5 protein-coding genes are annotated in these 11,144 nt (G+C 49.8%); 4 read left to right on the top strand and 1 reads right to left on the bottom strand.

The window, feature by feature from the left end; all coding sequences use genetic code 11:
• Positions 1-171: 171 nt before the first annotated feature.
• From POG22_RS14255 to POG22_RS14240, 4 genes are all read left to right on the top strand, one after another.
• Positions 172-861, top strand: coding sequence for a Crp/Fnr family transcriptional regulator (locus tag POG22_RS14255; RefSeq protein WP_035492940.1), 690 nt, complete (start codon positions 172-174; stop codon positions 859-861).
• A 260-nt stretch (positions 862-1,121) separates the two neighbouring features.
• Positions 1,122-2,924, top strand: coding sequence for a M61 family metallopeptidase (locus POG22_RS14250; protein ID WP_063717911.1), 1,803 nt, complete (start codon positions 1,122-1,124; stop codon positions 2,922-2,924).
• A 522-nt stretch (positions 2,925-3,446) separates the two neighbouring features.
• Complete coding sequence (ybiA, locus tag POG22_RS14245) at positions 3,447-3,938, top strand: riboflavin biosynthesis intermediates N-glycosidase (protein ID WP_063717912.1); 492 nt, start codon at positions 3,447-3,449, stop codon at positions 3,936-3,938.
• A complete protein-coding gene (locus tag POG22_RS14240) occupies positions 3,935-4,654 on the top strand; it encodes an MtrA family response regulator transcription factor (protein WP_498905987.1) in 720 nt (239 codons plus the stop codon). The genes ybiA and POG22_RS14240 overlap by 4 nt, the downstream gene beginning before the upstream one ends.
• Positions 4,655-4,703: 49 nt before the next feature.
• Here POG22_RS14240 and POG22_RS14235 read toward each other — a convergent pair whose 3' ends face one another.
• Positions 4,704-10,163 carry a trifunctional serine/threonine-protein kinase/ATP-binding protein/sensor histidine kinase gene (locus POG22_RS14235; protein WP_498905985.1) on the bottom strand — a complete coding sequence of 1,820 codons (5,460 nt, stop codon included), beginning with the start codon at positions 10,161-10,163 and terminating at the stop codon, positions 4,704-4,706.
• Between the last annotated feature and the right edge of the window lie 981 nt (positions 10,164-11,144).

The raw sequence follows: 11,144 nt of genomic DNA, 5'->3' as shown, positions 1-11,144 counted from the left end.
CCGTCTCCCCCTCTCCCCGTCCCCCGTTCCCCGAAGAATCTAATAGAGTTGCTCTCGATCGCGGTTCGTCGCATTATCATCAAGTAGGGGTTGAGGTTTTTCGATCGCCGGGAGACATCCCTGGCATCTGTTGCAGTAACCCCTGATATTGGCTATCTCTCGATCGAGTTCATGCAAAGCGAAGCCTTTAGCGAGCTGTTCCCCCTGTTCAACGCGGCAAATCCCGAAACGGTCGATTGGCTGCTGTCAGTGGCTGACGAACACGAGTATCCCCCTGGTCGTGCCGTGTTGATGGAAGACGCCTGGGGGAACGCTGTTTATTTTGTCATGTCGGGTTGGGTGAAAGTCCGACGCCTCTCTGGAGAAGATGCCGTGACTCTCGCCGTTCTCGGACAGGGCGACTTCTTCGGCGAAATGGCGATTTTGGACGAATCACCGCGATCGAGCGACGCGATCGCCCTCTCCAGTGTGAAGTTACTTAGCGTCTCGGCGCAACGCTTCATTCAAACACTGTTTAAGGACGCGCAATTACATCACCGGATGTTGCAGTTGATGGTGCGTCGCCTGCGTCAAACCAACGCGCGTTTTCAAATACGGAACCGTCCTCCAGCCATTAAGTTAGCCCGAACCTTGGTCTCTCTGGCTGAAAGCTACGGCGAAGCGACGGAAAAGGGAACCAAAATTTACAACCTCGATTTGAAAGATTTGGCAGACGTGGCCGACATTACGGCCGACGACGCCCGTAAAATTATGGAAAAGCTCGTCAGCAAGGGTTGGGTCGAAATCGACGAAGCCAGCCAAGCGATGTATTTGGTCAACCTCAAACAACTTACCCACCTCGCCGGACACATGGGCAATTGAGGTGTCGATCGGATGGGGAGCCAGGGAGAGGGGGAGAAGGGGAGAGGGGGAGCAGGGGAGAAACAGTTATCTGTTTGCTGTCTTCACTGTTGCCTGTTGCCTGTTCCCCGTTCCCTGTCTTCACTGGTGACTGGTGACTGGTGACTGTAAAAAGCCTCTTCGCCGTAAAACCCGATCTACCCTAGAAGGAAGGCAACGTCAGCTTGCTTGTGGTGGGTTGGCGGCGTTGCCGGTACAGTGATGAGAGTATAAGAGCGATCGTGACTCAAGTAATTCCGATTCGACCGAACACTTCCGAAACCAATCCAAACGCGATCTTGCGGTACACCGTGGCGATGTCCAAACCCGAATCTCATCTGTTTGAGATTCGCTTGCAGGTGTCGCAATGGCAGGCGAAACACTTAGATTTGACGTTTCCGGTATGGACGCCAGGATCGTATTTAGTACGAGAATACGCTCGTAACGTACAGGATTTTGCCGCGCAAACCCCAGAAGGCACGACACTGGCTTGGCGTAAAGTCTCGAAACACCAGTGGCAAATCGAAACGGATACCACGGAAGAGATTGTGGTGTCTTATCGGTTGTTCGCTAACGAACTGACGGTTCGTACTAACCATCTCGACGGAACGCACGGGTATTTTAACGGGGCGGCGACGTTCTTTTTTATACCAGGATTTGAAGATCGACCCATTGAAGTGGCGATCGCACTTCCTCATTCCGATTGGCAAATTGCCACGACACTTTCTCCAGTTCCCGAGGTCGAAAATACGTTTGTTGCGGAGGATTTCGACACGTTAGTCGATAGTCCGTTTGAAATCGGCATTCAAGAACGTCGCGAGTTCGAGATTTTTGGGAAATCTCACGAACTGGTGGTTTGGGGACAGGGTAACCTCGATCTCGATCGCCTGATCGAAGAAATCGATCGCATCGTGCGCGTCGAAGCTCAACTGTTTGGCGGTTTGCCGTACGATCGCTATCTCTTTATTTTACACTTATCCGGCAGCGGTTTCGGTGGCTTAGAACACAAAAATTCCTGTTCTTTAAACTACCCTCGACTGGGGTTCCAAAAAGCCGATTCTTACAATCGTTTTCTGCAACTGGTCGCTCACGAGTTCTTCCATTTGTGGAACGTCAAACGCATTCGTCCCAAAGCGTTAGAACGTTTTGACTACACTGCCGAAAACTATACGCCGTCTCTGTGGTTCTGCGAAGGCGTTACGAGCTATTACGATATGCTACTGCCGTTGTGGGCGAACCTTTACGATGCGAAATCGTTTTTGAAGATTTTCTCGAAAGATGTTACCCGATTTTTTACAACGCCGGGGCGTTTCGTGCAACCCCTATCTGAATCGAGTTGGGACGCTTGGATCAAGCTGTATCGACGCGATGCCAACAGCGACAATTCACAAATTTCCTATTATTTGAAAGGGGAACTCGTGTCGTTGATGTTGGATTTAACGATTCGCCAAAAGAGCGACAATACTCGCTCAATCGACGATGTTATGAAACAGGTTTGGCAGCAGTTTGGAAAAGATGAAATTGGCTATACCCCAGAACAGCTTCAAGAGGCGTTCGAGTTCGTTGCCGGTTGCCAGTTAGACAACTTTTTCGATCGCTATATTCATGGAACTGAAGAATTGCCTTTAGCTGAGTTTCTCGAACCTTTCGGGTTGAGTTTAAAAACGGATACTGACAAACAACCGCCGTTTTGGGGTGTGCGAGTCAATGGAAACGGGAACGGAAACGGGAACGGTACGACAATTAAATTTGTGGAAATCGACTCTCCCGCACAACAGGCTGGATTGGATGCTGGTGACGAACTGCTGGCGATCGATGGTTTCCGCGTCAGTTCCGATGCGATCGCCGATCGCTTGAAAGACTATAAACCTGGGGATACGATTTCAGTCAGCGTTTTCCATCAAGACGAACTGAAAACGGTATCTGTCACCCTCGCCAAACCTCAGCCGAGTAACTATCGCGTCGTTCCGGTGAAAAATCCGACATTGACGCAGGCGAAAAACTTCCAAGCGTGGTTGGGAGCCGATATTACGACGGTTTCGTAAAAAAGGTAAATCATACGGAATCCGTTGGGTGCATCTCACTTTGATAAAAACACGAAGCTCCGGGTAGGTTGGACTTCGGCAACGCTGCCGTCCATGGGTAGAACGAAGTGGAACCCAACAGCCGCTCGGATGAATTGACATTTTTGAGATGTACCCAATCCGTTTCCGATAAGCTAGGTGTCAAGAAGTCTTCACCACATCCCCCCTTAGCCCCCCTTTGAAAGGAGGGTTGGGGGGATAGAGGGACTGGTCGGCTCGCTCAAAATCAGTATTTGGCTACTTCGATTAATTCAAGCTTATTGAGTCCTCGACTCCGCTCGGACTCAACGCTGAGCGAAGTCGAAGCGTTGAGAAAAAGGCTCTACTATCAAGAACCGAGAACGAGATTTGAAGGGGTTCGGCCGTTGGGTTTTGAGCCAAAATCAATTTTCGGATTTCGTATAACGCCCCTAATAGGCGGTCGTGTACACTTAGAGCGGATGGATTTGGGTAGTCGATCGCGGATTTCCTCATCGAGACGACATGACCATTTATTTTTATAAAGTCGATCGCGAATACGGTTGTTTTTCCAATTTTTCGCCTCACAGCATCGAATTGGAGGGGCGCGTTTGGCGAACGGTCGAGCATTACTACCAAGCTCACAAGTACGTGGGAACGAAGGACGAATCGGTCGTGGAGGCGATTCGCACGGCTGAAACGGCAGAAGAAGCGGCGCGATTGGGGCGCGATCGCTCGCGTCGGTGTCGCTGTGATTGGGACGAGGTCAAAACGACCGTCATGTACGAAGCGGTACGCACGAAGTTTCTCACCCACGAGGACGTGAGACAAATCTTGCTCGAGACGGGAGACGAGCGGTTAGTCGAAGATTCCCCCGTCGATTATTTTTGGGGCTGCGGTGCCGATCGCACGGGAGAAAACCATTTGGGTAAAATCTTGATGAGCGTTCGCGAGGAATTACGACAACAGCGCGATCGCGGAGAACGTCCGTCATTGCCCTCGAAACAACAGCGATGAAAATTTTAATTGTTGAAGACGATTGGGAGATCGCTCGATTGCTGCAACAAACCCTCGAACCCGAAGGGTTTTCTTGTCATCTGGCCGGTGACGGTTGGGCGGCGATCGATGCGTTTCGCCAACAACAACCGGATTTAATCGTGTTGGATTTGATGTTGCCGGGGTTGGATGGATTGGAAGTGTGCGCCCGCATCCGACAGCAAACCGGTATCAAAGATCCCTATATTTTAATGTTGACGGCCAAAGGCGAAGAGATCGATCGCGTCATCGGGTTATCGACTGGAGCCGACGACTATCTCGTCAAACCCTTTAGCCCTCGGGAGTTAGTCGCGAGAGTTCGAGCGTTATTGCGCCGTAGTTTGCGCCAGGGAGGACAAGAACAGGAGCGGATTCATCAGAGCGCCTCTTTTACGGTCAATCTCGATCGCCGAACGGCTCACCGCCATCTCGATCGCGACGGAGAAGAACCCTTAGATTTAACGGCCTTGGAATTTAATTTATTGGCAACGTTGATGAGCTATCCGGGGCGTGTCTGGAGTCGGGCGCAGTTGATCGATCGCCTCTGGGGAGAAGATTTTTTTGGAGACGAGCGAGTCGTCGATACCCACGTGGCGCGATTGCGAAAGAAAGTCGAAGCCGATCCGACTCACCCTCAGTTTATCAAAACCGTAGTCGGCGTCGGCTATAAATTCACCGATGCACCGTCAGACTCCTAAGCGATGTCTCGCGATGTCGTCTGTCGGAGGGGAGACGAGTCGGCAGTCTTCAAGAGCTGGCGTTTGACAGTTTCCGTTGTCGCACGGGAACCTGAATTTGAAATTCCGTTCCGCCATCGGGTCTCGAAATGCAGGAAATTTTTCCGCCGTGTTTGTCGACAATAATTTGATAGCTAATTGACAGCCCCAACCCCGTACCCGAACCGACGGGTTTGGTGGTGAAGAACGGGTCGAACAAGCGACTGCGAACGGTTTCGGTCATTCCCGGTCCGTTGTCGGCGATCGCGACCTCGACCCAATCGCGATCGATGGCAGCGGTGCGAATCCAGATCGTACTGGGGTTCTGCTCGATTTGCGATCGCGATCTCGTGCGATCGCGGCTTTCTAGCACGTCGATGGCGTTGTCGATAATATTGAGGAACGCTTGGTTGAGTTCTCCGGCATAGCATTCGACCAGGGGTAAGTTGCCGTATTCTTCGATCGTGCGAATTTCGGGGCGATCGGGTTTCTCCACCAGGCGATCGTGCAACACGAACAGCGTACTCTTGAGACCTTCATGCAAGTCGACCGGCTTTAAGCTCGCTTCCTGCAAGCGAGAGAAGTTGCGGAGGGACAAGACAATTTGACGAATGCGATCGGCACCCGTCTGCATCGAACGCACCAAATCGTGCAGGTCGCGCTCTAAAAAGTCCAACTCGACGCGATCGAGTTCTATTTGGATTTTGGGGGTTGGATTGGGATATTCCTCCTGATATAGCTGAATCAAATTTAACAGATCTCGGCTGTATTCTTCGGCGTGGATTAAGTTCCCGTGAATGAAGCTAATCGGGTTGTTGATCTCGTGCGCGACCCCCGCAACTAAATTTCCCAAACTCGACATTTTTTCGGTTTGAATCAATTGCATTTGAGTTTTTTGGAGTTCGGAGAGCGTCTGTTCGAGTTGAGCCGATTGTTCCTTCAAACGTTGATTTTTTTGAATCAACTCTAGGGTGCGATCTTCCACCTTCTGCTCTAAGGTGCTGTTGTACTCTTCGAGTTGAGACTTCGTCCGTTTGAGATCTTCAGTCGTCGCTTCTACATTGGCATAGAGCAGAGCGTTTTCTAAGGAGATCGCGATCTGTGAAGACAGGAGGTTGAGAATTTCGAGTTGTTCGGCTTTAAACGCTCCGATGGTGAGATTGTTTTCTAAATAAAGCAGACCGATAAATTTCCCTTGATTCACGATCGGCGTACAGAGAACTGATTTCGGTTGCGTCCGTACCATATAGGGATCGCTAGCAAATTTGCTATCGCGGGTCGCGTCGTTCAAAACGACCCCTTCTTTCGTTCGCGCGACGTAATTGAGGACAGACAAAGGCAACGGCAGCTCTGAATTCGTCGAAAGAGACGGCAACAATAACACTTCGTCTTTATCTAAATTTCCCGTCGCTTCGATGCGGAGCTGACCGTCCTTTTCTAACAGTAAACAGCTCGTTTGGGCGGCGGCATTTTCCATCACGATTCTGAGCAGTTTATCGAGCAACTGACTCAGGACGATCTCGCCAGCGAGGGCTTGTGAGGCTTTGACGACGGTAATTAAATCGAGAACGTTGACGTTTTCGCTGGCCGAGGTGGAGGTGGCCGTCGAGAGTCGTTCGGCGATCGTTGCCGGTACGACCCGTGAAATTAAGTGGGGAACGGTCGCCTCGAGACGGTTCGCTTTGACCGTCGCGCCCCAGCGAATATAGCCGTAGTAGGCTTCTGTGAAGTAGGTGCGAGCCACTTTCTCGCGATCGCAGGCGAGATAGAACTCTGCCGCTCGTTCGTTCGCGAGGGATTCTTCTTGGACGAATCCTCCATCGATCGCTCCCCGAACGGCGCGATCGTAATACTCCATCGCCTCGAGGGTTTGCCCCAACACCCGAGCTTTTTCGGCTTCGACCAATAGATATTTATGCTGGTAGTTTTCGGGAGCGTGAAACGCCCAATTTTTCAGTTTTTCCTGGTTCGACGCCACGAGATCGAGAACGTCTCGTCGTTCGGGCGACTCTTGGCTGGGACATTGTGCTAAGAGAATTAAGGAATAGTAGAAGTGATGGACGGGCGTGTGCATCAAACCCAGCAAAAAGCCGGAGTAGCGATCGGACAGGCGAGCCATGTCTAACGCTGCCTCGTAGTCGTTGAGGGAATACAGCAGCATGGCTTTGGCGAGATAGACCGTAAATAGCAAAGCACCGTTATTCGTCTCGACGAACTTTGGAAGCATCGCGTCTTCGTCAAAACTTTTTCCCGCGAGGCGTTGGGGATTTTCAGTGTCGCCGGTTAAGTTCAGCACCCACTGACGCCAGATGGCAATGTAGGAACTGAAATAGGGTTGGTTGAGGTCTATCAGTAAGTCGATGTAATGCTGCTGCTGTTGTTGCACCACCTCCAGAGATTCGCCCATGAATAAGGGGTAGATCGAGGCATACATGGCAGCGTATCCGGCGTATTCGATGTCGCCGGTTTCGAGTCCGATCTGAACGGCTTCTTTTAAGGGTTCGAGGGTCGCCCCGACCGGCTCTTTCCAATGGCGGATGTGGGCGTTGAACAGTTCGTAGATCTTGCACTGATACTCTCGGGTCTCGAAGCGATCGAGAATTTCGATGGCCAAGCGACCGAACTGATAGCCTTTTTCGATGTCGCCTAACGCACCGCACAGCATGAGTCCGTAAAAGGCATAGGCATAGGCTGCCAGGGGAGAATTGCCGTATTGGACGCACAAGCGAACCATCTTCTGGGCGATCGCCGGTAACCAGTCCGCAGCGGCCACGTAAGCCGGTGGCATCGCGTTCATCAAGGTCTGCAAAGCGGCTAGCTTCACCGGGTCTTTCATCTCTGGCAGGTCGCTCGAAGCGTTCGGACTCAGATCGTCGGTGGAGGCGGACGTTAAAGGTTCTCCCAACATCTCGAGAACGAACAGAGCCACGTCCAACGCTGCCTGCATCTGGTTCTGGGAAATATGAGATTGAATTTGGATCTGGTAAACCTCGACTTTATCGAGTAACGTCTTGGCACGTTGCTGGACGACTTCAGCCAGCTGGGTGGCGCGATCGAAGCGGGCGCTGAGATATTCTACTTCGACGGCTTCGACGTATAACTTCAGCGTCAGGTCGTACAGGGTATCCCAACTGTCGGGGGCGAGCAACTCTACCCCCAGGGTTAAATATTTGGCAGCCGTTTCGTAGGCGGTGGAGATTTTCGCTTTGTGTCCGGCGATCGCGTTGAGTCGGGCTAGATTGTCTTTTTCGGAGCGATCGACGATCGACTCGACACCGAGGTTGAGGTGATTGACGATCTCGAAAATGTTTTCTTCGATCTCTTGGGGTGGGGTATGTTGTAACAACAGCCGACCGACTTTGAGATGGATCGCTTTCTTGTCGGCCTCGGAGATCGAGCTATAGGTCGCCTGCTGCACGCGATCGTGCAAAAATCGGTAGGTAATCTGGTATTCGCCGTCCGTCCAGTTCGGCGTTTTGTCTAGCTCGTCGAGCAGGAACACGTTATAAGCGTCGCTGGTGGGGAGAACGAGTTCTTCTTGAAGGGCGTCTTGCAACTCGGAGGCGGTTTGGAACGGAGATTTTTCGTTGACGATCGCCAAAACGTTCAAATCGAAGGTATTGCCGATACAGGCTGCCAGCTTCAGGACGTGCTGCGTGGTGTCGCCGAGCTTTTGAATTTTGCTCACCATCAGTTCCACGACGTTGTCGGTGACGTCGCGGGTTTGGATCTGTTCGTTGTCCCACCGCCAGCATCCCCCGGTGGCGTCGAAGGTTAAAAGCTCCTCTTGGTATAAAGAAATTAGTAACTGAGTTAAGAAAAAGGGATTACCTGCGGTTTTGTTGAAGACTAACTCAGCCAGCGATCGCGATTTTTCCACCGGGCAGTGCAATGTATCGGCCACGAGCCGTTCGGTGCAAGCTCTATCTAACGGTTGGATGTTAAGGTAGCTGACGCGAGTGCCGTTGTTTCGGACGTTCTCTAAGGTGGTTGTTAAAAGATGGGTGGCACCGACTTCGTTATTCCGGTAGGCTCCCACCACCAGTAACGACTGATGGCTGAACTCCGTCGCGAGGATTTCGAGCGATTTTAACGTCGCCGCATCTGCCCACTGCAAATCGTCTAAAAAGATGACGAGGGGATGGTCTTTCTGTGCGAAAACTTCGATAAATTTCCGAAAAACTAGGTTGAAGCGATTTTGCGTTTCGATCGTTCCCAGCGATAAGACTTCTGCTTGTTTGCCGACGATCGATTCGACTTCGGGGATCGCGTCTATAATAACTTGACCGTTCGTCCCCAAGGCATCTAGAAGTTTTTGCCGCCAAACGGCGATCTTTTCTGCACTCTCGGTCAGCAGTTGTCGGATTAAGTCTTGGAATGCCTGAATGAGAGACGCGTAAGGAACGCTTCTCCGGTACTGGTCGCATTTACCGGAAATAAAGTATCCGCCCCGCTGGACGATCGGCTTGTGAATTTCGTGAATGAGTGCGGTTTTACCAATGCCGGAGTAGCCGGAGACGAGGACGAGTTCGGTGGTTGCCCGACAAACTCGCTCGAAAGCAGAGGTGAGGATTGCAATTTCTCGCTCTCGGCCGTAGAGTTTTTGCGGGATTTGAAATTTTGCAGAAACATCGTACTGACCGGGGGTAAACTTGCTAACGATCCCCGAGGTTTGTAGTTGCGTCAAGCAGGTGGTTAAATCGGCTCTAATTCCATAAGCACTTTGATATCGGTCTTCTGCGATTTTCTCCAACAACTTCATGACGATGTCAGAGACGGCTACGGGAACGGTCGGTTCGATCCCGTGAGGTGGAACGGGCTTTTTCGCCATGTGGCAATATACCAATTCCATGGGATCGGAGGCTGAAAATGGCAATCGACCCGTTAAGAGTTCGTAGAACGTCGCTCCCAAGGAATAAAAATCTGTACGGTAGTCGATCGCGCGATTCATCCGACCGGTTTGTTCGGGCGACATATAGGCGAGCGTGCCTTCGAGGAGGTTGGGATTGCGGACGGATTGACTTTCTCGCGAGAGGGAGGAGGCGATCGAAAAATCGGTCAGTTTCGTCTGACCGGTTTGGGGATTAAAAATAATATTGAGTGGTTTAATATCTTTGTGAATGACGTTTTTTTCGTGGAGTTTGCCGAGCGTATCGACGAGCTGAGCGACGATCTTCAAAACAGCGATCGTGTCGAGTTTGTTTTGAAGAATAAAATCCCCCAGCGAAATGCCACCGATGTCTTCTAAAACTAAGGTCAAGCCGTTATATTTTTCGAGTCCGTAGCAATGAATGATGCCGTCAATTTTTAAGTTTTTCGTAATTTCGCATTCGTGTCGGATTTTAGCAATTTCTTTAGGGGTTGGATAGTTAGTTCTTAAAACCTTGAGGATGACTGGCTTGCCATCTGAATTTCTCCGAGCGCGATAGACAATATTTTTTTGGCTTTCGTAGAGTTGCTCTACAATGTGATAGCCTGCAATGGAGAGCATGATGTACCTTCCTTCTCGTAAGTTTAGAGTCAGATGAGATGGCTCGAGTTTTAGTCAGTATGGAAGTAAGCCACCTTATTTTTTGAGCGATACGCTTTAAATTTTTACCCGCACGTCGCTCGATCGAGTTTACAGTTCGATGTAAGACGTAGATTTTGGGCGGATTTGCTGAGTTTCACTGAGGACTTCAGCGATTCAAAAGAAACGACAAGCTTCAATTTTTTCTAAGGTCTGTCACCAATTAGCTGTGGACTCCTTGCCAACACTGAATTTCAGGCTTAATCCGATCTGAAACTGAAATCGCTGAAAGCCTTTCCCTAAGTGGAATCTGAATTTAATTGATGACACGCCCTAGATAAATCTAGATTGTATTAACATGCTCGGCTTATAACAGGGCTAAGTTGCGATAGGACGCGCCCGGAAAGAACCTCGGACTTTAAGCGTTTCTTGAGACAACGAAGTGTTCGATCGAGTGCTAAACTGGCGATGCTTTTGCCACTGACTTATCGTTTTTGTAAGTCAGCGGAATGGCAAATACCAGCCCTTAACGATCGAATTCAGGCTTTATCCCATTATAAAACAGAGGAATAGGATAAGTGAATCGAAGTTTTTACGGAATTTTAACTGATTTTATCCCCGTGAATTCACTAGAAAACAGGCGATGACAGCGTAAACTTCTCTGTATAGAAAGCGTTTCTGCTGCTAATCGACAGAAAAATGTATCAGTTTATACAATTTAGATTGTTTTTTTGTATTGGTATTTTTAACTATTTTTTAAGCTTATTTATACTTATGTAATTAAATATTTCATTATATTCGATCTACTTATGTTTCCGTTCGATCTGACACACTTGACAGAAATTTAAATTAAGTATAGCTTTTTGTATTATAAACAAAAAGTGCTTAAAAAGCAAGATTCAAAAAGTTAAAAAAAACAGAAACTCGCCGTCCAAAACCCTGAACTTTCATCCAGACGCAGCA

The sequence above is a fragment of the Geitlerinema sp. CS-897 genome, assembly GCF_028368005.1.
Taxonomy (GTDB): domain Bacteria; phylum Cyanobacteriota; class Cyanobacteriia; order Cyanobacteriales; family Geitlerinemataceae; genus Baaleninema; species Baaleninema simplex.
The sequence above is the reverse complement of the archived record's forward strand: the minus strand, read 5'-3'. Positions and strand labels throughout refer to the sequence as shown.